Below are 26,488 nucleotides of genomic sequence, written 5' to 3' on the forward strand. Positions count from 1 at the left end.
GGGTGGCCGCGGTCCGCTCCGAGGCCGGATGTGCGGGGACCGGCGGCACGGCGGCCGGGCCGAACCACCTGCTCCGGTGTGTGGTGCCGGCCGTTGCCGTCGCCGGCGGGGCCGTGGGACGGCGGCTCTGTGAAGCCGTGCCGACCGAGCATCCTGCGTATCCCCCTTGCTGTGCCGTCGCCCCTGCTCCGACGGCTGACCCCCGTGTCGACCGGTGGCTGGTCAGCCCCACCGGCCGTTCCCGCTCGCGCCGTCACCGGCCCGGCGCCCTCTCTGGGTGCCGACGAGCGGATTGCTCCTGACGAGGACATGGCCCCATCAAATGACGATTTTTTTACTTGCGTCGAACAAAGTCAATGTGACGCAGGTCCCATCCGTGCATGATCTGACATCTGGGCGGGCAAATTGATGGGCCATCATGTCCGACATGGCCCCTCGGGCGTCGTTCCACGCACCGGGACGGTCCACCCCTCGGGCGCCGTCCGCAGTCCGCACCGCTCGGCCCCAGCGGGCGGGGACAGCGCCGCATGACGCCCCTTCAGGGCATGACACCGACCGCCGACGAGTCCGTGCCCGGCGGCAGCCCCTTGACGCCGGACCGCCGCCGGCATCCCGCTCGGCCTGCCGCTCAGCGCAGCGCGCTGGTGATCACTTCAGTGATGCGCTGCAGGTGGCCGGTCAGGAAGAAGTGCCCGCCGTCGAACGTCATCAGCTCGAAGGGGCCGGTGGTGTGTTCGCGCCACGCCGCGGCGTCCTCCGGGCTCACCCGGGTGTCGGCGTCGCCGGTGAACATCGTCACCGGGCAGGTCAGCGGGTCCCCCGGACGGTAGACATAGGTTTCGGCCGCCTTGTAGTCGCCCCGCAGCGCGGGAAGGATCATGCTGAGCAGTTCCTCGTCGTCGAGCAGCCTGGCGTCCGTGCCGCTGAGCTCCTTCAGCTCCTCGATGAGGCCCTGGTCGTCGCGGAGGTGAACGCCCTCCGAGCGGTGCCGGGAGGGTGCACGCCGGCCGGACACGAAGAGATGGACCGGGGTGACGCCCTGCTCCTCCAGCCGCCGGGACACCTCGAACGCCAGGGTGGCCCCCATGCTGTGACCGAAGAGGGCCAGCGGCTGCCCGGTCAGCGGCTGGAGCACCTCGTGGACGCGGTCGGCCAGTTCCGCCAGGTTCTCCACGCAGGGCTCCGCGCGCCGGTCCTGCCGCCCCGGGTACTGGATGGCCAGCATGTTCACGGACGAGGGCAGCAATCGGGAGAGCGGGTGGTAGAAGCTCGCGGCCCCTCCGGCGTGCGGGAAGCACACCAGGGACAGATCGCCGGAGGAAGATCTTCCGAATCGCTGGATCCAGGCGTTGTCGCGGTCGGTGTGTACGGTCATCAGGCTGTCTCGTCCTTCGTCGCGGGCAGCGCTCGTAACCCTGGAGCGCCGCTTCGAACACCATCGGGATCCGAAATCCTACGAGCCCCGAGGGAACCATCAGCCCTGCTGAGAAGGCCTGTTGACGGGCACTCCTGTGACGGGATTCACAACTTCCGGACCTGAGCGCAAAGTTGACCAGGTCGGCATTCTTTGTGTCCGAGAACGATCGGTGTCGTAAGGTCAGTGCGCGACGGCCCGCCGGCGTGCGTCCTGCACCCCGGGCCGGTTTTCGCCGTGCGTCACCGCGTGCCACCCCCACGCCTTCCTTCTCACACCCACCTCATCACCGGGCCGCTGACCGCGGCGTGTTGGAGAACTGCAATGCTGCGATGCGAGTACCTCGTCCCCGGCCAGGAATCCGGAATGCAGTCCGGCCGGTTCGTGATCGGCGACGTCGTGTACGGCCCGGAGGTCTCGACTCCGCTTGCCTCCGGGAATGCCCCGGTCCTGAGCGTCCACATGACGGAAACGGCGGACCAGGCCCGCACGGAGCGATGGACGGTCGACCGGCCGGTCCGCACCGGAACCGAGAACGGCCTGCACTACGCCTACAACGACGACTATCTGTTCTGCGCCGGGCACATACCCGAGCAGCAGTTCTACACCGATGCCACCCGCGCCGCCTATGCCGCGGCCTTCGACCTCGTCGAGCGGCTCGGTCACCAGAGCATCTTCCGCATGTGGAACCTGATCGGCCGGATCAACGAGCCCAACGAGGAAGGGCTCGAGGTCTACCGCGACTTCTGCCGCGGCCGGGCGCAGGCATTCGAGCAGTACACCGCGCAGGGCCGGGACATGCCCTCGGCGACCGGCATCGGTTCGCTCGGCGGAGGCGTCGCCTTCTACTTTCTCGCCTCCCGCACCGGCACCCGGATCAATATCGAGAACCCGCGCCAGATTCCCGCCTACAACTATCCGGTCGAATACGGGCCCAAGTCGCCGAGTTTCGCCCGGGCCACCCATCTCGCCCCTCGGGGCGCGGGTCCGGACGAGAACCTGCTCTACATCTCGGGTACCGCCGGAATTCTCGGCCACCAGACCGTCCACGCCGACAGCGTCGACAAGCAGTGCCAGGTGGCGCTGGAGAACATCGAGCGCCTGATCAGCGGATCCAACCTCGCGCAGCACGGCGTCCCCCGGGGGTACGAGCTCTCCGACCTCTCCCAGGTGAAGGTCTATGTCCGGCACCCCGAGCACATGGCGCGCGTCCGGCAGGCCTGCGAGGAGGCCTTCCACCCGTCGGCGGACATCGCCTGGTTCACCGTCGACATCTGCCGTTCCGACCTGCTCGTGGAGATCGAAGGCGTCATCGGCTGAGCCGGACTCCGCTGGACCGCCGGGTCCCGGCGCCCGCACGGCCCGCCGGTCCGGGGGCGGACCGCACCCCTGCCATCCGGTCGGCCGCGGAGCGTTCGCGGTGGCCGGTCGGGTACCCGGCCGGCCACGGCATACCAAGCAGGGCAGCACCCGCCGCGGTGCCGCCCTCACCGCCCCGCGCCGTCCCACCGAACCGTCCGGGAGACCGGCCCCGTTCGCCGTGCCCGGAGGGTTCGGCTCCCGGTTTTCCGTCATCGGCGCGGCGCCCACGGATCTCCGTACGACGGGGCCGAACGAGCGAGGACGAGCACAGTGCAGAACAGGGACGACATCCCCTTACCGGAACTGGTGACCGCGGCCCGGGCAGGGGATCCACAGGCCCGGGAGCGTCTGGTCTCCGACTGTCTCCCGCTGGTCTACAACATCGTGGGCCGGGCCCTGGACGGGCATGCGGATGTGGACGACGTGGTGCAGGAGACCATGTTCCGCGCCCTCGACGGACTCGGCGGGCTCCGCGAGCCCACCGGCTTCCGCTCCTGGCTCGTCGCCATCGCCATGAACCAGATACGGCGCCGCTGGAACACCCGGCAGCAGACGGCCGTCACCTCCCTCGACCTGGCGGCGGAGGCCCCGGACCCCACGGGCGACTTCACGGATCTCACCATCCTGCGCCTCGGTCTCTCCGGGCAGCGCCGCGAAGTGGCGGAGGCGACCCGCTGGCTGGACGCCGACGACCGCCATCTGCTGGCCCTGTGGTGGCAGGAGGCCGCGGGCACGCTGACACGGGCGGAGCTGGCGGCCGCCCTGGACACCACCCCGCAGCACACCGCGGTCCGGGTCAAGCGGATGAAGGACCAACTGGAGGTCGCCCGGGTGGTGGTGCGGGCCCTCGCCACCGAACCGCGCTGCCCCACCCTGGCCACCGTCACCACGGCTTGGGACGGCCGGCCCGCACCACTGTGGCGCAAGCGCATCGCCCGCCATGCCCGTACCTGCCGCCGCTGCGCGGGGCACTGGACGGATCTCGTTCCCGCCGAGGGGCTGCTCGCGGGGCTGGCCCTGGTCCTCCCGCTGTCCGGGGCCGGCACCCCGTCGTGGCTGTCCGGCCCGACCGGAACCGTCGCCCACGGGACGGCCCTCCCGGCGGACGGCTCCGCGGGACCACAGATCCCGGCGGCAGCACCGTCCGGCCATCCGGCGCCCGCTTCCACCGGGCCCGCCGCCCCTGCCGGGCCGTCGCCGGCAGCGCCGAACCCACCGGCCTCCGCCCCGGGCACTCCCGGCTCGCCCGCCCCCGGCGCCCCCGCCGACGGAGTAACCGGTTCCGGCGCGCCGAGCGCCCCACAATCGAGCTCCGCCACGTCGGACGCACCGCTGCTGAGCTCCGGCTCGGCGTACGTCCAGCCGCCGGGGCCCGCCGTGTCCGGCCCGAATACGGCCGGGGGCGGCCGGGCGAAGCGGTCCGCCGCGGTAGCCGGCGGGCTGCTGGCCGGAGGCGTCCTCCTGGCCCTGCTCTGGCCGTCCGGGAAGACTCCGGCGGAACGTCCGTCCGTGGCCGCGCCACCCTCCACCGGCAGACCCGTCACCGAAACCCCGGCGCCCACCCCCACTCCGTCCACGGCCACCGCCCAGCCCCCGTCCGCGGCGCCGAAGCGGACCCCGAGGGCCGCCGAACCGTCCCGCCGGCCCCGCACCACCCGCACCACCCCCGCCGCGCCGCGGCGGGAGCCGGGGCACGGGCCGGAGCAGCGGCTGACCTCCCTGGTCAACGCCGCACGCGCGGACGCCGGCTGCGCGCCGCTGCGCATCGATCCGCGGCTGTCCGCGGCCGCCCGCGCGCACGCGCGGGACATGGCGACGCGCGGCTACTACGACCACGCGAGCCCCGAGGGGGAGCACGCCGACGCCCGGATCTCGGCGGCGGGTTACGCCTGGTCGCGCTGGGCGGAGAACCTGAACCGGGGGCCGTCGGACCCCGCCTGGGTGGTGGACTCCTGGACGGACGGCTCGATCCACGAGGAGAACATGCTCGACTGCCGGTACCGGGACACCGGGGTCGCCGCGGTGCCGGGCCCCGGGGGGACGCTGTGGGTGCAGGAGCTCGCCGAGCCGGGCTGAGGGTCCCGGCACGATGAGCGCCCGATGAGGTCGCGGGGCCGGCGCCGTGCAGCGCAAGGCGCCGGAGAGCTCTTGCAGCGGAGCTACCAGGGCTGTTCGGCAATGCGGCGCGCGGTGCCGGGCCGCGCGACGCGGGCGGGCACCGTGCCAGGACCCGTCAGCCCGCGTCACGCCCCCGGGGCCGCCGGGTCAGCCCTTGGTGCCGAAGTTCTGCACCCACCACGGTCCGTTGCCGCTGAAGTTCACCCCCACACCGAAGTCCTCGAAGCCGCAGTCGAGGATGTTGTCCCGGTGGGCGGGGCTCTTCATCCAGTCACGCATGGCGGTCGCGGGGTCCTTCGGCCCCTTGTGTATGTTCTCCCCCCACTTTCCGGCCGGGTAGCCAGCGCGGCGCATCCGGCCGTCGGCCTGCCCTCCCTCGGGGCTCGCGTGGTCGTAGAAGTTGCGGGCCGCCATGTCATCGGCGTGCGCCTGGGCCGCGGCCTGCACCCGGCGGTCGACGCGCAGCGGGGAGCAGCCGGCCCGGGCCCGCTCGGCGTTGGCGAGGGAGACGATCCGCGCCACGGCCTCCGCCGCACGGCCCGTGACCGGGGCGCCGCCGGTGCTGCGCGGGGCGCGGGTGTTCCGTTCCGTGCGCTGGGGGATGCCCCCGCCGGTTCCGGGCGTGGGGGTGGCGGTGCGGCGGGGCTTCCGGGGCGTCGCGGTGGGCCGTGCGGACCGCTCGGTCCGGGCCTTCGCGGAGCGGCGCGGCTTCGGGGAGGCGGAGGTCCGGGCGGGAGTGGGGGTGGCCTTGGGAGCCGACGGTGCGTCGGCGGCCGGGGCGTTGCGTACGGACGCGGCGGCCGGTGCGTCCCGGCCGGTGTCGTCCGGCCCGCTCAGGGCGAAGGCGCCGCCGCCCACCGCGGCGGCGACCACCAGGGCTCCCGCCACCACCGGTACGCCGCCCGGAAGGCGCCGGGCGCGGGCCCGCCGGCCGCGCCGCCCGGCCCGCCGGTCACCGCCGCTGCCGGTGACCGGGGCCAGGGTGCGGGTGTCGTCGTCGTGTTCGTGGTGCATGGCTGCTCGCTCTCTCGGGTGCTGCGCCGGTCGGTCCGGCACAGAGGAGAGCGGACGGCAGTACGGCGATAACACTTTTCGCGCAGCGGCTGGAAAATCTGTGGCGGACGGGCCGGACGGCCGGAAACCGGGGACATCTCCCGGGACCGGCGGGCCGCTCGGTTACCGGCCGGGAACCTCAGATCCCGCGCAAATCTTGCGGCTCGACATTGCTGGCCCGCCCCAACGCTGCGAGGGTTTCGGGCACCCCTCGACCGAAGTCCCCGGAGGCTCCATGGCTGTCCGCCGTGCCGTTGTCGTTGCCGCGTCCGTGACCGCGCTGGCACTTCCCCTGATCGTCCATACCGTGGTCGCCCCGTCCTCGTCCGCCGACGGCGCGCCGGCCGCCTCCGCCACCGGGCTGAAGCCGCCGCCCAAGAAGGCGGTTGCCCGGGGCAGCGGAGGCGCGGTCTCCAGCGTGAACCCGTACGCGTCCCGGGCCGGGCTGGAGGTGCTGCGCAAGGGCGGCAACGCCGTGGACGCGGCGGTGGCGACGGCGTCCGCGCTCGGTGTGGTCGAGCCCTACTCCGCGGGGGTGGGAGGCGGCGGCTACCTGGTGTACTACGACGCGAAGACCCGGAAGGTGCGCACCATCGACGGCCGGGAGACCGCGCCGGCGAAGATGCGCAAGGACTCGTTCCTCGACCCTGCCACGGGCAAGCCCCTCCCGTCGGAGGAGGCGGTCAACTCGGGCCTGTCCGTGGGTGTTCCGGGGACCCCGGCGACCTGGCAGAAGGCCCTGGACGACTGGGGGACGATGCCCCTGTCGAAGACGCTGCGGCCGGCCACGCGTCTGGCGGACGACGGTTTCGTGGTCAACGACGAGTTCCGGGCCCAGACCGCCATGAACGAGAAGCGGTTCCGCTACTTCCGGTCCACCAAGGACCTTTTCCTGCCGAACGGGAAGCTCCCCGTGGTCGGCTCTCTCTTCCGCAACCCGGATCTCGCCCGGACCTACCGGGAGCTGTCCCGCGACGGCGTGGACGCGCTCTACCACGGCGGCATCGGGCGGGATGTGGTGCGCACCGCACAGAAGCCGCCGATGGCCCCGGGGTCCGGCCACAAGGCCCGGCCCGGTCTGATGACCGAGCGCGACCTGGCCGCGTACGCGCCGGTCCCCCGCAAGCCGACCCGCACCGGCTACCACGGGCTGGACGTCTACTCCATGGCACCGTCCTCGTCCGGCGGCACCACCGTCGGTGAGGCGCTGAACATCCTGGAGGAGAAGGGGCTGTCCAAGGCCGACCGGACCCAGGCCCTCCACCGCTATCTGGAGGCCAGCCGGATCTCCTTCGCCGACCGCAACCGCTGGGTGGGTGACCCGGCCTTCTCGAAGGTGCCCACCCGGGCGCTGCTGTCCACGGGGTTCGCCGCGGAACGGGCCTGTCTGATCCGTCCGGACAAGGCGCTGACCAGTCCGCTCGCCCCCGGTGACCCGCGCCGTCCCGACGCGGGCTGCGACCGGGGCACCGGCACGAAGCAGCCGCACGAGGGGCCGTCGACCACCCATCTGGTGACGGCGGACCGCTGGGGCAACGTGGTGTCCTACACGCTGACGATCGAGCAGACCGGCGGCTCCGGCATCACCGTGCCCGGGCGCGGGTTCCTGCTCAACAACGAGCTGACCGACTTCGACTTCGCGCCCCTCGGGAAGGGCACCCCGGACCCGAACCTGCCCGGCCCCGGCAAGCGTCCGCGCAGCAGCATGTCGCCGACGATCGTGCTGCGGGACGGGAAGCCGCAGCTCGCCGTCGGTTCGCCGGGCGGTGCCACGATCATCACCACGGTGCTCCAGACCCTCGTCAACCGGCTCGACCTCGGGATGTCGCTGCCGGAGGCGGTCGCCGCACCGCGCATCTCGCAGCGGAACCAGGCGGCGACGGAGGCCGAGCCCGCCTTCCTGAAGTCGCCGGAGCGCAAGCGGCTGGAGCGTCTCGGCCACAGGTTCGTGCTCGCGCCGAAGGCCTTCACTCCCGCTCCGGAGATCGGGGCGGCTGCCGCTCTGGAGTTCCGGCGCGACGGGCGGATGACCGCGGTGGCCGAGCCCGAACGCCGCGGCGGCGGCTCGGCCATGGTGCTCCACGAGGACCGCTGACCTCGGCGCACGGCCCGTCCCGTCCATCCGGCACTGCTCGCGCCGGGTGGACGGGACGCTTGCGGTTCGGGGGCCGTGGGGGAAGCGGGCCGGCGCCCGCACCGGGAGCAAAGCCCCCCGGCCGCTGCCGGGTGTCAGCCCGCTCCTCTCCCCCGGTCCTTCTCGCAGACCGTGTCCCGGGCGGGCAGCTCGCCCGTCCGCAGGTAGTCGTTGACCGTCCGGTCGACGCAGCGGTTCGGGTACATGCTGTACACCCCGTGCACCTGGGCCCGGATGGTGACCATGCGGGAGTTGGGCATCCTGCGGTGCAGGCCGAGCCCGTTCCCGTAGCTGGTGCGGGGGTCACCGGTGGACTGGACGATCAGCCCGGGTGCGGCGTTGCCGGTGCGCACCGGTGGTTCCAGCGGCTCATTGGGCCAGAGGGCACACGGGTTCACCCCGTTGAACAACGGGCCGAACAGGGGTGCCTTCGCCCGGCTGCGCTCCACGTTCCTCCGGTACCAGGCCAGGTCGCGGGGCGCCCGGACGTCCCCGCACTGCAGGGCGAGCTGCAGCGAGTTCTGGGTGTCCATGTCGGCGGTGGGCCGGCCGAGGAACAGGGCGAGATCCTCGGTGGGGCGCACCGTGCGGCCCCGGGACGCGTCGTACAGCACCCGGATGTTCTTCGCCGCGCGGGCGAACTGCCGGTCGTCGGCCATCGTGGCGGCCAGCACCATGGGCACGAGCTGGCCGTCGGCGGTGTAGCGGCCCACGGTCAGCGGCTCCTTGGCGGCGCGGCGGGCGATGCCCTCGACGTTCGCCCGGACCTCCGCGGCCGTGCGCCCCAGGCCGTAGGTGCCGTCGCGGCGCGCCGCCCACCGTGCCCAGGCGTCGAGGAACCTCTCGTTCGCCGGGGCGGCGTCGCGGAGCATGGAGACGTTCCACCGGGCCGGGTCGATCGCGCTGTCCAGCAGCAGCCGGTCCGTCCGGCCGGGGAACATGTTCGCGTACGCGGCGCCGAGATAGGTGCCGTAGGAGACGCCGAAGTACGACGTCCGCCGCTCCCCCAGCACCTCTCGGAGCAGATCCATGTCCCGGGCGGTGTTCCGGGTGGTGAAGTGCCGCAGGTACGACAGGTTCTTCCCGTATCTCTTCCGGCAGCTGTCGACGAGCCGGGCCTCGTAACGGGCCTGGGCGCGGAAGCCGGCGGTGTCGTAGCCCGCGGAGCGGAGCCAGTGCCCGCTGGTTCCGCAGTGCAGGGCGCTGCTCCGGCCCACGCCCCGCGGGTCCATGCCCACCAGGTCGTAGCGGGCGGCCAGTTCGCGGCCCATGGCGGGGACGGACAGGAGCGGCATGTCGAGGGTGATGCCACCGGGGCCGCCGCTGTTGTGCATCATCACGCCGATGCGGTGCCGGGTGTCGGTGGCCTTGATCCGGGAGAAGCCGACGGTGATCGTGCGTCCTGCCGGTTTCCGGTAGTCCAGGGGAACCCGGATGGTGGCGCACCGGGCACCGGCCTCGTCGAGTTCCTCGTGCTCGCACGCGCGCCAGTCGGGGCGCTGCTCCACGAAGCGCCGCAGGGAGTCGGAGGCGGTGGCGGCGGCCGGCACCGTTGTGCCCGACGAGGCCCCCGCGATCCGGGCGGTGCTCCCGGGCTGTGGCGCCGCGGGGGCGGAGCCGGGGAGCACGGTGAACGCGGTGGCCGCGGCGAGGATGCCGACCGCCGCGAATCGTGCGGTGCGCGGGGCCGTCATGCGGGGCCACCTTCCGTCAGAAGTCGTCGGTGCACGGCTGCCTTTCGGGGTACGTGCCGGAAGATCCGGCCGACCGTGTCGGTCACGGCCTGGGCGGAGTCGGGGCCCGTTGCCGCCTCGTTGACGGCGACGAGCACGGCCCGGCCGTCCGCCCCGACGCCGCCCCGGGTACGGGTGCCCGGGAGAGTGCCGCCGTGTCCCCAGAACCAGCCGCCGCCCGCGGCCGGATCCAGCGGATAGCGGGCGAGCCCGAGGCCGTACTCGGCTCCGCGGGCGAGATCCGCCGGGACGGACGCCCTCAGCTGCGCGAGCTGGGCTGCCGGCAGCAGTGCGCCGGACAGCAGTGCGGTGAAGAAGACGGTGAGGTCCTGCGCGGTGGAGACGAGGGCACCTGCCGCCCCGATCCCGGAGATGTTGACGCAGGTGACTTCGCGGTGACCGCCGTTCTCCGTCGGCCGGTACGGCATCGGGTGAGGGCCGTGCAGCCGCTGCTCGGACCAACGGGGCCAGTAGGTGTGGGGCAGGCCGAGCGGTTGGATGACCCGGCGCTCCACCTCGTGCTCGTAGGAGTGCCCGGTGACCCGCTCGATGAGCATGCCCAGGAGGACGTAGTTGAGGTTGCAGTACTCCCAGCGTTCACCGGGCGGAAAACGCGGTGGGTACCGCAGCGTCAGGGCCACGACCTGCTCCGGCCGGCGGTGGCCCGGCGTCTCCACGTCCACGACCTGCTCGAAATCGGGCAGGCCGCTGGTGTGCTGAAGCAGCCGGCGGACACTGATGCGGCGTCCGTCGTGACCGTTGCCGTGCAGCGTCCCGGGCAGGTAGCGCTCCACCGGCGCGTCGAGCACGACCCGCCCGGCGGCCACGAGCTGGAGTACGACCGTGGCGATGAAGGACTTGGTGTTGCTTCCCACCCGAAGCCGCGAGCGGTGCGGGAACGGCCGGCCGGTGTCCAGGTCACCGGCTCCGGCCCCGATCTCGGTCACCCGGCCGGCGGCATCGGTGATGACGGCCTGTGCGCCCGGCAGGTTCTGGGTGGCGATCAGCGCGGTGAGTTCCCTGCGGACCGCGGCGCGATCGAGTGCGCTCGGGTCACGGGGCGTACGGGACGGTGCGGCATGGCCAGTGCCGGCGGCAGTGCCGGCAGCCAGCATGCCTACGGCCGATGCCGCGAGCCCGCGGAACACGTGGCGTCGGGTGGGACCGGGGCCGCCGCAGGGGAGGGGCGCAGTGGTGCGGCGCCCAGGAGTGGGATGGCGGCCGGTCACGGCGTGGCGTGCGGTCACCGATGGCGGCGGGCCGGACGGCGGGTCTCCCGGCCGACCGGCGTCCGATGGCGCTCCGGTGGTCTCTGTCATGCCTCAGGAGCCTTCCGGACCGGGGTCCTGCGAACCATGGCGCTCCCCACCCGACCGGTCCACCGGCCGGCTCCCGGGCCGTCCCGGGGGTGAGCAGGGGGGTGCCGGTGGGGAGAGCCCCCGGCGGCCGAGGCTCCGTTCCGATGCGCCGTCGGCCCGGCAGCCACTCCGGCGGCGATGCGGGAACAGCGATCGGCGCACCATCCGGCGCCGGCAACGGTGCGGAACCGTCGCCGGCTTCCCTTCCCCGCCATGAAGGGCCGGAACACCACCGCGTCACCCGAACACGACGGAGGGCCGCCCGATGGCTCGGGCGGCCCTGGCGTGGTGCTCCGGATCAGATGGCGAAGGCCGGTGAGGAGCCGTGCCCCTTGATCTGGACGGAGACACGGGTCCCGTTCGGGAACTTCACACCGTCCGACGCGAGCTTCCAGGTGAAACGGTGCGGATATCCGAGGTGGTCCGGCTCCGCGTCACGCTTCGCCTTTTCCCAGCCGCCCCACGCCTTGGCGGGCTCGCCGGGCTTCTTCACCATCTTGCGCACGTAGTACGAACCCCGCTCCGGAGTGGTGTACACCCCGGATACGGAATACACCTTGTCGGTCGCCGTGTCGGCCATCAGCACCATGGCCCGCGTGTTCGACGCATCGACGACGGTGTGCTCCTTCTTCACCGCGTGCGCGGGTGTTCCGGCGAACAGCGCCGCCACTGCGACACCGCCCGTGACGAAACCGGTCACAGCTTTCCGTGCCATATTCAAATTCTGTCCTTACCCCGTGAATCGGTCGATGAACGACGCCCTCACCCTAGTCCTTTCCCGATGTCCCTCAAACTCGGAATGCACAGGTCCGGAAGGCTTCGGCAAGCGCTCGGCGGACCACCGAAAACCCGCCCCCGGATCCGGCGGGACAGCCGGATCCGTTCGGGCCCGCACCCGCACACCAGGACGAATCGAGCGACATCGCACGTCACGCATCAGCAGGTCGGACCGATTCCGCACCGGCTTCCCCTACCCGGCCGGCGTTCGCAGCGGAGTCGAGAGGATCGATTCCGTTCGGCGTCCCCAGAACTGCTTTCCGGCACCGGTTCGGCGTTGCACAGCCCACCCGTCCCGTCCACAGGAACTCCCCGAACGGAATCTCTCACATCCGCCGGACCGCCCAGCTGTCGATGATATTCAGCGATGCGCGAGGAATTTCGCTTTCCCACCGATGAGGAGGCTTCCGGCACCGCCACCGTGAAGGAGAACTCCGGAGCCGGACGGCTACCGCTCCTCCGGTGGATAGCGGACGCCGTACTCGCGGGCGAAACGATTGGACGCGGTGGCGTGGCCCGTGAGGCGTTCGAGGTGGAAAGCGCGGGCGATCGAATGCATCTGGGCGTGCGTCACATGAAGCGCCCAGCGGTTCTCCGCGCTCTGGAAGCGCGCGTCGCGGACCGCGTCGGCCAGTCCGGGCGCGGGGTCGAGACGGAGACGGCCGGCGAGGTGGAGGAAGACCCTCAGCGCCGTCATCTCGCTCGGGCGGAGCAGGACTTCGCGGCGCCCGGGCGCCGGTTCGCTCCCGGTTCGGTGCGGCGGCGGTCCCCCGCGACGGGCTGTGGCGAAGAGCAGCACGTCGTGGCCGTCGGGGGTGAGCCGGGCCGCCCACTCGACCGGCTGCGGCTCCATCACGGCCCGCACCGCGTAGTCGGCGGTCTCGCACAGCCCGAGCCTCAGCAGTGCCTCGACGGACTCCCTGTTGATGCCGGACTTCTCGGTGACCCAGCCGTGACCGGTCCCGGCCTGCCCGTCCCGCACCTGCGTGAGCGTGGTGTGCTGCCAGTCGCTGATCCCCACCGCATCCCTCTCCTTCGCCGGAGGCCGAATGTATCGGCCGGGCAGGTGTTCTCGGCGGCGGTCGGCGAATCCGCTCCGTCGACGCCGCATCGGAGGGGGACCCGACAGTGCCGCGGTTCCCCTCCATGAGCCGCGCCCCGTGGGCGGCTCGCGGCGTGCTTCACGAACGTCTCGGCATCTCCCTCATCAGCCGGAACAGCCCTGCCGCACTGGGGCGATCTTGTTTTTCGGGGCACCCGGTCACCATGAAGGGCAGCGGCCCCGTGACGGGCAGGGACCTACGGTTCGACGGCTGGATCGCCGGAGTCGGAACCTCATCGGGCACGCGCCTGGTGCTCGGCCACTGGACGAGCTCGCCGTTCGGGCCGTTCAGCGACGTGATGATCGAGCAGCCGGACGGCGAACGGCTGCTGCTGGCCCCGGCTCCCGACATCGCGGAGTTCGTCGCCACCACCTACGTGTTCGACCGGGTGCTCGTGGTTCCGGTGACGGTCACGGCGGAAGCGGCCACCTGGACGGTCGAGGCAGGCACCTTGAGCCTTCGCTTCGGCATCGGCGGGCGCAGCGCGCTGGGCATCCTGCTCCGCGCGGTCCCCCGGCCCCTTGCCGCACTTCCCGCCTGGTCCGCACTGGTGAACCTGACCGCCCGGCTGCTGCCGCCCGGGGTGCGCACCCGGGGCACCGCGGGCGGCGGACGGCGGGAGCGGTACGACGCGCGGGACCACGCGCGGCTCCGCAACGCCACCGCGCTCCTGGACGGGCAGGATCTCGGCGCCCTCGCCCCCGTCGACCCTCCCGTGCGGTTCGGGTTCGGTTCGGTGCCCCGTGCACCCGCTCTGGTGCGCGTCACCACCACGGTGACGGTCCGAGGCCGACGCGCCCCCGTCCCTCCCGGCGGGCGAACCCCGCGTGCCCGGTGAGCGAGTTCCCGCAGAGTCTCCGGGCAGCACCCGCCGCCGCCCTGCATACCCGAGCCGCGAGCAAGCGCCTTCTCGACGAAATCCACCACGGACGTCTCATATCCGGGATAGCCTCCCAGATATGAGAACCGACTCCGCGTCCCCGAGCCGGGGCACCGAAGGGCTGGAGGGCCGGCTGGCCGCCCGGCTCGCCGAGCTGCGCACGGACAGGGGCTGGTCACTGGAGGAGCTGGCCCGGCACACGGACATCAGCCGCTCGACGCTGTCCCGGCTGGAACGGGCGGAGATCAGCCCGACGGCAGCGCTGCTCGGCTCCCTGTGCGCCGCGTACGGGCGGACGATGTCGCAGCTGCTGGCCGAAGTCGAGTCCGATTCCCCGCAGGTGGTCCGGGCCGCGCAGCAAACGGTGTGGCAGGACGGGCAGTCGGGATTCACCCGGCGTTCGGTTTCCCCACCGCTCCCCGGTCTGCGAGGCGAGGTCGTGGAGGGCCTGCTGAGGCCGGGTGCCGACATCTCCTACGACGAGCCGCCCGTCCCCGGCGTCGAGCAGCACATCTGGGTGCTGGACGGCGCGCTCGACGTCACTGCCTCAGGCGCGGTGCACGCGCTGCGGGAGGGCGACTGTCTGCGCTTCCGGCTGTGGGGACACTCGCGATTCCACAACCCCGGCCCCGAATCCGTCCGGTACGCCGTACTGGTGATCCTGCCATGAGCCGCCCTAGTGCGCCTCGCCGAGGACGTCCACACCCGGGGCCGCCGGGCCGGGTGCGCGTTGCGGATGCCCGGAGCGAGTCGGTCCCGCTCCGGCCCGCCACGTCAGCATCCCCCACCACTGCTCCCCGCCCCACCAAGTCACCGATCCACCGAGGGACCCCAATGCATCACGCCATCACCCGACTGTCGCCGCACGACTTCCGGGCCGCGGTGAGCGGCCTGGCCGGCCTGCTCACGGATGTCGTGGCGGAAGGCGCCTCGCTCGGCTTCCGCACTCCCTTCGACCGGAGCGCGGCAGCGGCCTGGTGGGCGGCCCGGCAGCCCGCCGTGGCCGACGGCAGCCTCGCCGTGTGGGTCGCCGAGGGGCCCGACGGCGACCTCACCGGCACCGTCGGCCTCGCCCTGGAGGCCAAGCCGAACGGCCGTCACCGGGCCGAGATCGTCAAACTCATGGTGCACCCCGGCGCCCAGGGGCACGGCTTGGGCCGGGCGCTGCTGACCGCAGCCGAACGAGGCGCGGCCGACGCCGGAGCGACCCTGCTGCTCCTCGACACCGAGACGGACAGCACCGCCGACCGCCTCTACGACTCCGCCGGCTGGAACCGGTACGGGGTCGTCCCCGGCTATGCGACCGACCCGGCCGGAGCGCTCCGCGACTGCAGCTTCTACTACAAGCAGCTCGCTTGAGCACCGGTGCGGAGCCCGCACCCGGTCCAGGCCCCCTGACGGAACGGGCCGGGCCCCGTTCCGCGGCAGTGGGGCAAGGCGAGCGCGAAGGAAGATCACTACCCTGCATGAGGGCTCTCCTGTGACAAGTCGACGGGCCGGCAACCGTGTCGGTGGGATATCGGCCGTCCTGCGGGACTGTCGGCGATCGATGGGCGATGTGCCGGTGGCCGCTGGAACGGTGGGTGTCGAGTTGCCCGCATGCAGCGGCAGCCGTCTTCCAGCCTGACCGGCGTCGACCCCGGTGCCGTCCCCGGACAGCCCCAGGCACCCGCGCGCCGGCGAACAAGCGTGCTCGGGCTCAGTTCTGGTGCAGTTCGTTGCGGCCGGGGCCGCCGGAGAGCTTGTCGGTGCCCGGGCCGCCCCACAGGACGTCGTCACCGCTGTTGCCCCACAGTGTGTCGTTACCCGCCTCGCCGTACAGCTCGTCGTTGCCCTTGCCGCCGTAGAGGACGTCGGCGCCGCCGCTGCCGTGCAGAACATCGTTGCCGTCGTCGCCGTGCAGATTGTTCTCCTCGCCGGTGCCGGTCAGGGAGTCGTTCCCGGCTCCGCCGGAGCAGTCCTGCCCGCAGTGGGTGAGGATGTCGTTCCCCGGGCCGCCGAAGGAGCCGAAGCCGAACGGACCACCGCCGCCGTCGAGGCGGTCGTCGCCGTCGTCCCCGTGGAGCATGGCGGACACGGGCCCCTTGAGCACGTCGTCGTCCTTGCCGCCGTGCACACCGGCCCATGCGTCGCTGTCCTGCTCGAGCGTCGCGGTGTCGTCCTTGTCGCCGAGGTCGATGTCGTAGCTGTCCGAGTCATCCGAGTTCTGCGGGATCTCGACCGCGCAGCGTACGACGGTGCGGTCACCCCGCGTGGGGTACGTGCACTCGTCCGAGCTCGCCGCACTCGCGTCGATAGCCATGTCGTACCGGTCGCGGAAGGTGAGGACGTAGTACGACTCGAATTCACCGCGGTGCTCGATCTCTTCGTCGACCGTCAGCTTGTTCAGCTGGCCGGGGGCGGCCTTGTACCAGAGCTCGCCGTCCTCGTGGACGACCGTGGCCGTGCCCCCCGGGGCTGCCTGGGCGGCCGGCGCGAGGGCGGTTGTGCCGAGGGCGAGGGCAAGGACGGCGGTAGCAGCGATGGTGCTGTGGATGCGCATGCGGAAGTAGCCCTTCGGAATGTCGGTGCGCCGTGGTGCTTGTGGTCAACGGGTCAGACAAGGGGCCCGGGGCCAGAGTTGTGCCATCGGTCATGAACACCTGCGGACCAGGCAATGTCCGGAACATGGACAGCTCGGGGTACGACGATCCCCCAAGACGATGCCCGGACCCGAACGTCCACGCGCTCCCCTCCCGTCAGCAGCCCTGGCGGGCGCGGAAGCCCCTTCGCTCCCCCGTGCCCGTCGTGGGCAGACTGTGCCGGCCCCGTCGTCCCCGTCGGCCGCGCCCGCTCCCGGAGGAACCGTTGAAGCTGCCCGTCACGCTCCACCGCGTCCGTCTCGGCCCCGCGGAGTTCACCGTGATCCGGCCCGCCCGGCCCCCGGACGGGGCGCGGACGGGGCGCGGACGGGGCGCGGCCACCCGAGGAGCAACGCGGTTCGCCCGGCCGCGATACCGGCCGCGCCGCCCGCCGGGCGGATGCAACGGACAGGGGCGCGCAACACCCCGCAGCACCGAACCGCCCTCCCTTTCAAGCCGGTTGCGGCCGCCCCCCGCCGTCCCCGCCGTCACCGGTGCCTCCAGCGTCCCCGCCTCCTCCCCCGCCTCCGGCAGCCGAAGCCGGAGCCCGCCCCCGTCCCAGGCTCCGGGGCAGCAGTTCGGTGGTGACGATCGCGGCCACCGCGGCCAGTACGGCGACCGGCACCATGTTCACGCCGCCGAGGAGCAGCACCACCAGCAGCAGTCCGCTGACCGGCAGCCGGAGCACCGAGGCGACCGACGCTGCCATGCCGGCCGCCATGGCCGGGACGACACCGAAGCCGGGCAGCGGGGAACACAGCAGTCCGGCGGCGCCGCCCAGGAACAGTGCGGGGAACACCGGTCCCCCGCGCAGGCTGCCCAGACACAGGGCGTACGCCACGGCCTTGCACGCCAGGACGGCCACCAGGTCCCAGCTCGCCCAGACCGTGGGATCGGACGCCATGCCCGCGAGGGCGGCCTCCCCGGACAGGGCGGCGTCCGCCGGGGAGCGGCCGGTGGCCACCGCGTACAGGGAGCAGGAGGCCGCGGCGGCGACCGCGCAGATCAGGGTGTGCCGGACGGGCCGGGCCGCGACGAAGCGCTCCGCCCGACGTCCGCCGGCGAGGACCAGATGGGTGGTGGCGCCGACGGCGACGGCCAGCAGCAGTCCCCAGGCGGCATCGCCCACGTCGGGAAGTCCGGAGGTGGGCAGTCCGATGTCGAGACTGCCGGTCTCGAATCCGGTCCACCGGCCGAAGCCGGTGAACACCAGCGACCCGACCCCGCTGGCGAGCAGCGCGGGCAGCATGATCAGCAGCAGCTGCGTCCCGCCGACTCCGCTGACCTCGATCAGGAGCACGGCCCCCACCAACGCGTTGCCGAAGATCGCGGAGAGTGCGGAGGCAGCGCCCGCGGCTCCGAGGAGTGCGCTGCCCTGCGTGCTCTGTTCGGCCCGGACGAGCTTGCTGAACAGCAGGGCCAGGCCCCCGCCCAGGGCGATCAGCGGTGCCTCGGGACCCAGGACCGCCCCGAACGGCAGGCTTGCTGCGGCGGCCAGCAGCACGCCGGGCAGAGCCTCGGTGGTGGCGCCTCCCGCGTGGAGCCCGTCCGCGGGGATGTGACCGCCCTTCCCCGGCAGGCGCGTGGCGACGAGGGCGACGACGGTTCCGGGGACCAGGGCGAGCGGCAGCGGCCACCACCAGGGCGGATCCGTCCAACCGGCGGCATGCGGCAGCTCGTCCCAGAGGGCGTGCTCCAGTTCGTTGATGCCCACCAGGAACCAGAAGGCGGCCAGGGACACGGGGACGCCGATCAGGGCGCAGAAGACCAGGCCGCGCAGGTATCCGGGGCTGCGGAGCACCTCCCGCAGCCGGTCGGGGCCGGGCGGCTGCGGTTCCCGGGCCGGCGGGGTGGGCGCGGTCATGAGGGCTCGTCCGCCAGTTCCGCGTCGCTGAGCGGCTGGAGCTTCCCGTGGGTGTCGAGCCAGTAGAGGAACACCAGGGCGGGGCCGACGAGCACGACGGCGATGAGGGTGACGATGAGCAGCCACCGCAGCGTCGCGGGAGATCCGGCGCCTTCGGCGACGGTGAGGGAGGTGGGCACCAGGTACGGCCGCTGGGCGATCCCCCATGCGGCCACGACCAGGGCGACCGAGCCGAGGGCGGTGCCGCGGGACCAGGTGGTGGCGCCCCGCAGGAGCAGCAGCACGGTGGCGACGGCGCATCCGGCGGCGACGGCGACGAGCACGAGTCCGGTCCCGTGGGTGAGCCCGTAGTGGACATGTCGCGCGTCGTCGCGGGTGACGCGCAGGCCGGCGAGGGCCAGTACGGCGAGCACCGCCAGGCTCAGCAGGCCGCGGCGGCGGAAGTACCCGACGAGGGCGTCCTCGCCCAGCCGGCGGGCGTCGCCGGTGAGGAAGACCGCGCCGAGGAAGGCGCTCGCGGCGACGGCGAGGAGTCCGGCGATGACGGAGGTGGGGTTGGACCAGGCATCGGCGGAGGCAGTGGTTCCGGTGCCGACCTTGCCGGTGGCCACGCCGCCCACCGCGGCGCCGAGGAAGAACGGCGTGAGCACGGAGGCGATGGCGAACGCCGCTCCGTAGACCCGCCGTCCGGCGAGCCGCCGGGTGGGCTTCCGCAGGGCGAACCCGGCGCCGCGCAGGACGAGTCCGACGGCTGCGAGCGCGAGCGGCAGCCACATCGCGGAGAACACGATGCGGAACAGCTCGGGGAAGCCGGTCCACATGAGGACGAGGACGAAGATCAGCCAGACGTTGTTCACTTCCCACACCGGCGCCATGGCGTGGTCGATCAGCCGGCGGGGGGCGCTGCCGCGGTCCGCTCCGCCGGCCACCAGGTCCCAGAAGCCGGCGCCGTAGTCGGTGCCGCCCCCGCAGGCGTAGGCGGCGACGGCGAGGACGAGAATCCAGGCGATGACGGCCTCGATCATGGGGTTCCACCCGGGGTCCGGTCGGAAGGGGGTCCGGGAGGGGAGCCGTCGGCCGGGCCGGCGCGGGCCGCGGCCGGTTCCGGGGCGGGCCCGTACGGGGTGTGGTCCTCCGGACTGTCGCCGCGCGCTCCGGGCCCGGCCAGGCCCTCGTCGGCCATCCGCCACCGGGTGCGCATGTTCAGGACGACGGCGAGGAACGCGCCGAAGATGAGCACATAGACGACCACCACCACACTGAGCATCGCCCACAGGGCCTCGGCGCGGGTGGCGGTCACCGCTTCGGAGACCCGCATGACCTGGTACACGATCCACGGCTGGCGCCCCACCTCGGTGGTGATCCAGCCGCACTCCACGGTGATCAGACAGGCCACCCCGGCGCAGGCGGCGCACCGGAAGAACCAGCGCGAGGCGGGCAGGTCCCGTCGCCGCCACCAGCTCCAGGCGTACCAGAGAGCCAGCAGCGCCAGCAGGGAGCCGAGAATGACCATGGTGTCGAACGCCCAGTGGGCGATGGTGGCCTGCCGGGCCGTCGGCCGGGCGTCGGCGGGGACGGAGGTCAGCCCGGTGACCTTCGTGTCCGGGCTGAAGCCGGCGAGGATCGAGTCGAGCTGGGGGATCTTGATGCCGCCGGTCACGGAACCGTCGGGGTGCATCCGGCCGAAGAGGTATTCGGGTACGTGGGTGTCGGTCCGCCAGACCAGTTCGGTGGCGGCGAACTTCACGGGCTGCTTCTGGTAGACGCTGCGGGCGATGGAGTCGCCGACCACGAACTGCACCGGGCTCAGTACGGCGGCCACGGTGAAGGGCAGGGTGAATCCGAGCCGGTGGTAGCGGTCCCGGCGCCCGCGTAGCCAGCCGACCGCGTAGACCCCGGCGACGACGTATCCGGCGGTGAGGACCATCGCGATCACGAAGTGCCAGTACTGCGGGCCGAACATGGGGGTGAACACGGCGCGCCGCAGGTCGACGTCGACGGGGCTGCCCGAGCTGTCGAGGCGGAATCCCCGGGGGGTGTTCATCCAGGAGTTGGCGGCGAGGATGCCGAAGGCGCCCATCAGGGCGGCGGCGGGGAGCGGCAGTCCGAGCCAGAAGTGGGTCCACGGCTTCAGCCGGCTCCAGCCGTAGAGGTAGATGGCGATCAGGACGGCCTCGAGGAAGAACGCCCAGGCCTCCACGCCGAACCCGATACCGAAGACGTCTCCCCAGCGGCCCATCATCCCCGGCCACAGCAGGCCGAATTCGAAGGACAGCACGGTGCCGGTGACGATGCCCACGGCGAACTGGACGGCCATGATCGCGGACCAGCGCCGGGCGAGCAGGAGGGCGACGGCGTCGTTGGTGCGCAGGGCGCGGTAGTGCATCAGCAGTGTGAGGAACGGCAGGGCGACGCCGAAGGGCACGAGGAGGATGTGGGAGGCGAGGGTGAACGCCATGAGCTCCCGGGCGGGCAGCAGTTGTGCGGGGGTGCCGGTGATGAGCTCGGGGGCGAGGTGCAGTTCCCGGCCGAAGCGCAGTGCCGAGGCGGCGTGCAGTTCCGAGGCGAGGTGCAGTCCCGGGGCGAGGTTCATGCGGGCCTCCCGGCCCGGTGCGGTGCCAGAGCCCCGGAGGTGAAGGCGCGTTCCCGGCGGTTCCCGGTGAGGAAGACGATCAGCCAGGTGGGGAGGGCGCCGAGCCGGCTGCGGAATCCGGTCAGGAAGGCGATGTGGATGAACAGCCAGATCAGCCAGGCGAGCACGCCGGAGATCTGCAGCCGGCCCCGTTTGACGACGGCTCGGCCGCGGCTGATGTAGGCGGCGCTGCCCAGGTCGTGGTAGCTGAAGGGGCGGGGTGCCGCGGTGCGGTGCTCGACGCTGTGCCGGATCTGCCGGGCCGCGTACAGCCCGGCCTGCATGGCGACCTCGGCCAGTCCGGGCAGTCCGTTCAGGCTCATCAGGTCGCCCGCGACCCGGATCTCGGGGTGCCCGGGGATGGTGAGGTAGGGGTCGACGACGATGCGTCCGGCCCGGTCCTGCTCGGCTCCGGTCGCCCGGGCCACCGCGTCGGCCAGCGGCGGGGCCTGGACGCCCGCGGTCCACAGCACGGTTCCGGCCGGGATGTCCGTGGTCGCGCCGTCCCGGGAGCGGACGGTGAGGCCCCGGTCGTCGACCCGGGTGACCAGGGTGCCGAGCCGCAGTTCGACGCCGAGCTGTGCCAGGGTGCGTTCGGTGCGCCGGGCGAGTTCCGGGCCGAACGAGCCGAGTGCCGCGTCCCCGCCCTCGAAGAGCAGCACCCGGGCCCGGCCGGAGTCGATCGCGGAGAATTCCCGGTCGAGGGTGCGGGTGGCGATCTCGTGGATCTGCCCCGCCAGCTCCACGCCGGTGGGACCGGCTCCGACCAGGGCGAACGTCAGCCAGCGGTCCCGCTCCTCCGGGTCCGTGGCGACTTCCGCCAGCTCGAACGCCCGGTAGATCCGGCGGCGGATCGCCAGAGCGTCGTCGAGGGTCTTCATGCCCGGCGCGTGTGCGGCGAACTCGTCGTGGCCGAAGTAGGACTGCTGCACCCCGGCGGCGACGATCAGGTCGTCGTAGGGGAGCTCCAGCTGTGTCCCGTCGGGCCGGTCGGCGTACAGCACGCGGCCCGCCGCATCCAGGCCGGTGGCCTCGGCCAGGACGCAGCGGACGTTGGAGTGCCGGCGGAGTACGGACCGCAGCGGCCGGGCGATCTGCCCTTCGGAGAGGATGCCGGTGGCGCACTGGTAGAGCAGGGGCTGGAACAGATGGTGGGCGCAGCGGTCGACCAGGGTCACGGCGACGGGCGAGTGGCGGAATTCCCGCGCGGCGAACAGCCCGGCGAATCCGCCGCCGACGATCACCACCCGCCGCGGCGACACATGGTCCTGCACGCTGTTCTCCCTTGTCCGTCCCGGCCGGGTCTGCGTCCGCCGCGGCGCCGGTGACGGCGCGGGCCGTCCGATGAGGTGACGGCCGCGGCAGCGGGCCGTCAGCCGCCGGTGGCGAAGCCGGGGAAGAGGGTCATGCCGCCGTCGACGTAGAGGGTGGTGCCGATGACGTAGTCCAGCAGGTCGGAGGCGAGGACGACCGCGGCGTCGGCGATGTCCTCGGGGACGCCGATCCGGCCGTACGGGATGAGCGTCATGAGGTCGGCCTCGGCCTGCTGCGTCTCCCAGGCGTCGCGGTTGATCGGTGTCTTGATGGCGCCGGGGCCGATGGCGTTCACCCGGATCTTCTGTGGCGCGAGTTCCTGCGCCATGGTCGCCATGAGCATCTGCACTCCGCCCTTGGACGACGCGTAGTTCACATGGCCGGCCCACGGGATGATCTGGTGGACCGAACTCATGCAGATGATCTTGCCCGCGGAGCGGGAGACCTCGGGGACGACGCCGCGGCGCAGGAACTCCTTGACCGCTTCCCGGGCGCACAGGAACTGCCCCGTCAGGTTGACCTCGATGACCTTGTGCCAGGAGTCGAGGGACATGTCGGTGAGCGAGGCGTCCCGCTGGAGTCCGGCGTTGGCGACCAGGATGTCGATGGTGCCGAGCTCGTCGACCATCCGGGAGATCATGCCGACGACCTGGTCCTCCTGCGACACATCCGCCTCGTGCGCATAGGACCGTACGCCGAACCCCTCGATCTCCTTCACCACACCCTCGGCGGCGGGCCGGTCGGCCACGTAGTTGACGACGACATCCGCGCCGGCCCGTCCGAGAGCGATCGCGGTCGCCTTGCCGATCCCGGAATTGGCCCCGGTGACCAGCGCTTTCTGACCGCGGAGCAGCGGTACGGAGAAGTCCTTGCGGTCCGCGCGGGTACTGGTGTTCACTGCCGTCTCCTCACCGGTGGACGGGAAAGTCCCGGGTCTCCACGGTCGAGAGAACACCACCGGGGACGCGCGGCGTGGATCACCCCGCGCCTTTCGCCCGCCGGGGCGAGAGACGTCAAGCCAATGGCCCAAGGCGCACGGTGCCCCGCAGGTGTGTACGGGCACCGCACGCCGTGGTGGTGACGCTTCGTCGGATGGAGTCACCCCAGACGGTCGGCGATGTGGTCGCCGACGCGCAGGGCATTGGCCATCGCGGTCAGGGACGGGTTCACCGCTCCGATGCTCGGGAAGAAGCTGGTGTCCACGACGTAGAGGTTGTCGAGGTCGTGGGCCTTGCAGTCCGGGTCGAGCGCCGAGGTGCGGGGGTCGGTGCCGAACCGCACCGTCCCGGCCTGGTGCGCGGTGGCACCGATCGGCATGCCCTTGTGCAGGTAGATGCTGTGCGACAGCAGATGGTGCTCGTGCATGCCGAGGTGTCCGAGCATCTTCTGCAGCTTGTGCCGCAGCCGCTCGAGGGCGACGACATTGTTCCCCTCGTCCAGCGCCAGGTGGACCCGGCCGTCGCCGTCGAGCGTCACCCGGCTCTCCGGCAGCGGAAGGTCCTCGGCGCAGAGCCAGAAGTCGACCGCGTGGTGGGCGAGTACCTCGAACGGCATGTCCGGTGCGAGGGACCCCGCCCATCGCGGGGCCTCGGCGTGGATCTGTTCGGCGTCGGACTTGCCCAGCATCTGGATGCCGCCCAGCGGGTAGTCCCAGTCCTCCGAGCCCAGGTACCAGTCGTTGACGGCGAGGGTCTTCTGGAAGCGGGTGTCGTTGGGTTCCTTCGACACGGCCATCAGGGCCAGGTTGTTGTGCCGCATGTAGTGCCGTCCCACCACGTCCGAGCTGTTGGCGAGGCCGCGGGGGTGCCGGTCGTTCGCCGAACGCAGCAGCAACAGAGCCGAGTTCACCGCTCCGCACGCCACAGCGACGATGTCCGCCCGGAAGACGACGGTGTCCTCCTCCGCGACCCGGGCGACGACCCCGGTGACGCGCCGTCCGGAGTCGTCGGTCTCCAGGCGCTGGACGTGGGCGTGGGTGATCAGGCGGACATTGGGGTGTTCCAGGGCCGGGTCGACGCAGACGACCTGTGCGTCGGACTTGCCGCCGACCAGGCAGGGGAAGCCGTCGACCCGGTCGCAGCGGATGCACACGCTGGACCGGGTCGCCCCGCCCTGCTCGTCCTGGGTGAGGTCGACGCCGATCGGCAGGTGGAACGGGTGCAGGCCGCGCTTCTCCAGATCGTCGCTGAGCTGCTGGATCCGCGGTTCGTGCTGGACCGGCGGGTGGGCGTACTGCGCGCTCGCCGGCCCCTCGGTGGGGTCCTCACCGTGCTGCCCGTGCACCCGGTAGAGGTGTTCGGCCCGGGTGTAGTACGGCTCGAAGTCCTCGTACCGGAGCGGCCAGGCCGGTGAGATGCCGTCCTGGTGCCGGATCTCGCCGAAGTCCTCCGGGCGCAGCCGGAACAGGGCGGCGCCGTAGAACTTGGTGTTGCCCCCGACGTAGTAGTTGATCTCCGGCGGGAATTCACGGCCGTGCTTGTCGAGCCAGAATTCCGGGGCCCGGTACTTCCCGGCGACGAAGACGGCCTTCGATTCCCAGTTGTCCCGCTCCCGGGGCAGATACCCGCCCCGCTCCAGCAGCAGGATCCGCTTGCCGGACTCCGCCAGCCGGTGGGCCAGGGTGCCGCCTCCAGCACCGGTGCCGATGATGATGACGTCGTAGTCCTGATCCTCAGCCACGGGACCCCCTCGGGTCGATACGGGGATACGGGACGACGGAGATGCGGGAGACGCGATGCAGGGGACCGGGACGGCGTCCGCCCGGCGCCTCGCTTCCCGGTGCCGTTCCTGGCAGGTTCTCCCGCCCTCGCACGGCCCGCATCACCCGCACCGGGTGATGCCGTGCGGCCGGGCTCGTGCCGGTGCTCCGGGCCGGTCGCGCAGATGTGTCGCTGACGACATCACCCCAGGTCAACGGCATGACCTCAGGGCACTGCGCCGCCGGGCCGGGCATCGGAGGGGGCCGGACGGCCGGGGTGCGGCGCGACGGGCCGCGACGGGATTTCACCCGGTCCGGGTGAGGACACCACCACACCGCCGTCGGAAGCTGAAATCCCAGCCGAAGCGAGGAAATCCCATGACAGAGACACGTGAGCGCCCCGACGCGGGCAATGACCGCCCCACCGACGGTACCGACGCACTGGCCAGTGGGCTGGTGGTCTTCGCCGCGGTCATGCTGGTCATCGGCGGTGTTCTCAACATCTTCCGCGGCATCATGGCCATCGCCAAGGACGACATCTTCGTCAACACGCCGAACTACGTCTTCGCCTTCGACGTGTCCAGCTGGGGATGGATCCATCTCGTGCTGGGAGCCCTGGCCCTGCTCGCGGGCCTCGCCCTGTTCCGGGACGCGCTCTGGGCGCGGGCCGTCGGCGTCCTGCTGGCCGGGCTGCTGCTCCTGACGTGCTTCCTGTCCCTGCCGTACTACCCGCTCTGGTCGATCGTGCTGATCGCCGTGTACGGCTTCGTCATCTGGGCGCTGTGCGTCGCGCCGCGGGAACACCTCCGACCGTAGCCCGGACCGGGACCGGCCGGGACGCGGCCGGTCCCGCTCCGCGGGCCCCTCGGGGCAGAGGCCGGGACCGGCCGCAACGGGGCCGGGACCGCTCGGGGCGGGGAGCCCATGCGCCGGTGAGCGCGGCTCTCCACGCCCCGGCGCCACCTCGGCGGCCGACACGCCGGGTGGCGCCGGGGCTGCGTTGCGGACGCTGCACTCCCCCGGCCCGGGGCCAGACGATCTTTACAGTGAGGACATGTCCCCGGCCCTTACGGTGGCCGCATGCAGATTCAGCCAGTGGATCCCAGGGACTCCTCCTGGGAGCAGGACCACGCGGTGTACCGCGTCTCGTTCCTGGACACCGTGAACAACCAGGCACATGACTTCGAGATCTCCAACTCCCCGGTCGAGGACGTCCTGCTCTGGACGCGCGAATTCGCCGGGGAGCGCGGCTTGTCGTACACGCTGTACGTGAAGGTCACCGACGGGGGGCAGCAAGGTCTGGTCCGGATCAGCGGAGTCCCGGGCGATCTCTCGGCGTAACGTGATGAGACGTCATTTTCACTGACAGACAGTCGAGTTGGTCTTCCCTCAGGGGAAGGCCGCCCGCGCCGGGCCGGCCGCCGGAG

Annotated in this window: 21 protein-coding genes; 8 read left to right on the forward strand and 13 right to left on the reverse strand. The window is 72.2% G+C overall.

The genetic code is table 11. The annotated features are described in order from the left end of the window. Window positions 1-628 precede the first annotated feature (628 nt). The gene (locus ACFYYR_RS05720) at window positions 629-1,375 is read right to left on the reverse strand and encodes a thioesterase II family protein (RefSeq protein ID WP_388847305.1); all 747 of its coding nucleotides are present in this window, start codon (window positions 1,373-1,375) and stop codon (window positions 629-631) included. A 363-nt stretch (window positions 1,376-1,738) separates the two neighbouring features. Between ACFYYR_RS05720 and ACFYYR_RS05725 the strand changes: the two genes are divergently transcribed. Then, window positions 1,739-2,734 (forward strand): FkbO/Hyg5 family chorismatase, encoded by a 996-nt coding sequence (locus tag ACFYYR_RS05725; RefSeq protein ID WP_388847307.1) that lies wholly within the window; start codon window positions 1,739-1,741, stop codon window positions 2,732-2,734. Window positions 2,735-3,046: 312 nt separating this feature from the next. Beyond that, window positions 3,047-4,852: a sigma-70 family RNA polymerase sigma factor gene (locus tag ACFYYR_RS05730; protein WP_388847309.1), complete on the forward strand. Its 1,806-nt coding sequence runs from the start codon at window positions 3,047-3,049 to the stop codon at window positions 4,850-4,852. Between the two features lie 189 nt (window positions 4,853-5,041). On the opposite strand, the gene ACFYYR_RS05735 is transcribed toward ACFYYR_RS05730, so the two are convergent. Then, on the reverse strand, window positions 5,042-5,908 hold the full coding sequence (locus tag ACFYYR_RS05735; protein ID WP_388847311.1) for a CAP domain-containing protein: 867 nt from the start codon (window positions 5,906-5,908) through the stop codon (window positions 5,042-5,044). Between the two features lie 274 nt (window positions 5,909-6,182). Between ACFYYR_RS05735 and ggt the strand changes: the two genes are divergently transcribed. After that, window positions 6,183-8,042, forward strand: coding sequence for a gamma-glutamyltransferase (gene ggt, locus ACFYYR_RS05740; RefSeq protein ID WP_388847313.1), 1,860 nt, complete (start codon window positions 6,183-6,185; stop codon window positions 8,040-8,042). A gap of 134 nt (window positions 8,043-8,176) precedes the next feature. On the opposite strand, the gene ACFYYR_RS05745 is transcribed toward ggt, so the two are convergent. The 4 genes from ACFYYR_RS05745 to ACFYYR_RS05760 all read right to left on the reverse strand — a co-directional run bounded on the left by ACFYYR_RS05745 (window position 8,177) and on the right by ACFYYR_RS05760 (window position 12,970). Then, complete coding sequence (locus ACFYYR_RS05745; protein WP_388847315.1) at window positions 8,177-9,775, reverse strand: alpha/beta hydrolase; 1,599 nt, start codon at window positions 9,773-9,775, stop codon at window positions 8,177-8,179. Continuing rightward, window positions 9,772-10,929: a serine hydrolase domain-containing protein gene (locus ACFYYR_RS05750; protein ID WP_388847317.1), complete on the reverse strand. Its 1,158-nt coding sequence runs from the start codon at window positions 10,927-10,929 to the stop codon at window positions 9,772-9,774. The genes ACFYYR_RS05745 and ACFYYR_RS05750 overlap by 4 nt, the downstream gene beginning before the upstream one ends. Window positions 10,930-11,470: 541 nt before the next feature. After that, window positions 11,471-11,887, reverse strand: a complete 417-nt coding sequence (locus tag ACFYYR_RS05755; RefSeq protein ID WP_388847319.1) for a hypothetical protein — start codon at window positions 11,885-11,887, stop codon at window positions 11,471-11,473. A 510-nt stretch (window positions 11,888-12,397) separates the two neighbouring features. After that, window positions 12,398-12,970: a DUF6417 family protein gene (locus ACFYYR_RS05760; RefSeq protein WP_388847320.1), complete on the reverse strand. Its 573-nt coding sequence runs from the start codon at window positions 12,968-12,970 to the stop codon at window positions 12,398-12,400. A 263-nt stretch (window positions 12,971-13,233) separates the two neighbouring features. On the opposite strand from ACFYYR_RS05760, the gene ACFYYR_RS05765 reads away from it, so the two are divergent. From ACFYYR_RS05765 to ACFYYR_RS05775, 3 genes are all read left to right on the forward strand, one after another. Then, the gene (locus ACFYYR_RS05765; protein ID WP_388847322.1) at window positions 13,234-13,890 is read left to right on the forward strand and encodes a hypothetical protein; all 657 of its coding nucleotides are present in this window, start codon (window positions 13,234-13,236) and stop codon (window positions 13,888-13,890) included. A 121-nt stretch (window positions 13,891-14,011) separates the two neighbouring features. Next, window positions 14,012-14,602 (forward strand): helix-turn-helix domain-containing protein, encoded by a 591-nt coding sequence (locus tag ACFYYR_RS05770; RefSeq protein WP_388847324.1) that lies wholly within the window; start codon window positions 14,012-14,014, stop codon window positions 14,600-14,602. Window positions 14,603-14,766: 164 nt separating this feature from the next. Continuing rightward, complete coding sequence (locus ACFYYR_RS05775) at window positions 14,767-15,291, forward strand: GNAT family N-acetyltransferase (RefSeq protein ID WP_388847326.1); 525 nt, start codon at window positions 14,767-14,769, stop codon at window positions 15,289-15,291. Window positions 15,292-15,631: 340 nt separating this feature from the next. On the opposite strand, the gene ACFYYR_RS05780 is transcribed toward ACFYYR_RS05775, so the two are convergent. From ACFYYR_RS05780 to ACFYYR_RS05810, 7 genes are all read right to left on the reverse strand, one after another. Continuing rightward, window positions 15,632-16,474, reverse strand: coding sequence for a calcium-binding protein (locus ACFYYR_RS05780; RefSeq protein ID WP_388847328.1), 843 nt, complete (start codon window positions 16,472-16,474; stop codon window positions 15,632-15,634). A 530-nt stretch (window positions 16,475-17,004) separates the two neighbouring features. Continuing rightward, on the reverse strand, window positions 17,005-18,417 hold the full coding sequence (locus tag ACFYYR_RS05785; RefSeq protein ID WP_388847330.1) for a chloride channel protein: 1,413 nt from the start codon (window positions 18,415-18,417) through the stop codon (window positions 17,005-17,007). Then, complete coding sequence (locus tag ACFYYR_RS05790; protein WP_388847332.1) at window positions 18,414-19,442, reverse strand: cytochrome d ubiquinol oxidase subunit II; 1,029 nt, start codon at window positions 19,440-19,442, stop codon at window positions 18,414-18,416. Before ACFYYR_RS05790 ends, ACFYYR_RS05785 begins: the two co-directional genes overlap by 4 nt. Then, window positions 19,439-20,875, reverse strand: a complete 1,437-nt coding sequence (locus tag ACFYYR_RS05795; protein ID WP_388848123.1) for a cytochrome ubiquinol oxidase subunit I — start codon at window positions 20,873-20,875, stop codon at window positions 19,439-19,441. Before ACFYYR_RS05795 ends, ACFYYR_RS05790 begins: the two co-directional genes overlap by 4 nt. A 131-nt stretch (window positions 20,876-21,006) precedes the next feature. Further along, the gene (locus ACFYYR_RS05800) at window positions 21,007-22,323 is read right to left on the reverse strand and encodes an NAD(P)/FAD-dependent oxidoreductase (RefSeq protein WP_388847334.1); all 1,317 of its coding nucleotides are present in this window, start codon (window positions 22,321-22,323) and stop codon (window positions 21,007-21,009) included. 98 nt (window positions 22,324-22,421) lie between these two features. Further along, a complete protein-coding gene (locus tag ACFYYR_RS05805; protein WP_388847336.1) occupies window positions 22,422-23,261 on the reverse strand; it encodes an SDR family oxidoreductase in 840 nt (279 codons plus the stop codon). A gap of 200 nt (window positions 23,262-23,461) precedes the next feature. Next, window positions 23,462-25,042, reverse strand: a complete 1,581-nt coding sequence (locus tag ACFYYR_RS05810) for a GMC oxidoreductase (protein ID WP_388847338.1) — start codon at window positions 25,040-25,042, stop codon at window positions 23,462-23,464. A gap of 397 nt (window positions 25,043-25,439) precedes the next feature. Between ACFYYR_RS05810 and ACFYYR_RS05815 the strand changes: the two genes are divergently transcribed. Both ACFYYR_RS05815 and ACFYYR_RS05820 read left to right on the forward strand, forming a co-directional pair. Beyond that, window positions 25,440-25,877 (forward strand): hypothetical protein, encoded by a 438-nt coding sequence (locus ACFYYR_RS05815; RefSeq protein WP_388847340.1) that lies wholly within the window; start codon window positions 25,440-25,442, stop codon window positions 25,875-25,877. A gap of 264 nt (window positions 25,878-26,141) precedes the next feature. Continuing rightward, window positions 26,142-26,402 (forward strand): hypothetical protein, encoded by a 261-nt coding sequence (locus tag ACFYYR_RS05820; RefSeq protein WP_388847342.1) that lies wholly within the window; start codon window positions 26,142-26,144, stop codon window positions 26,400-26,402. Window positions 26,403-26,488: the final 86 nt, after the last annotated feature.

Origin of the sequence: Streptomyces sp. NPDC001922, assembly GCF_042891165.1 — a bacterium.
In the GTDB taxonomy this organism is placed as follows: domain Bacteria; phylum Actinomycetota; class Actinomycetes; order Streptomycetales; family Streptomycetaceae; genus Streptomyces.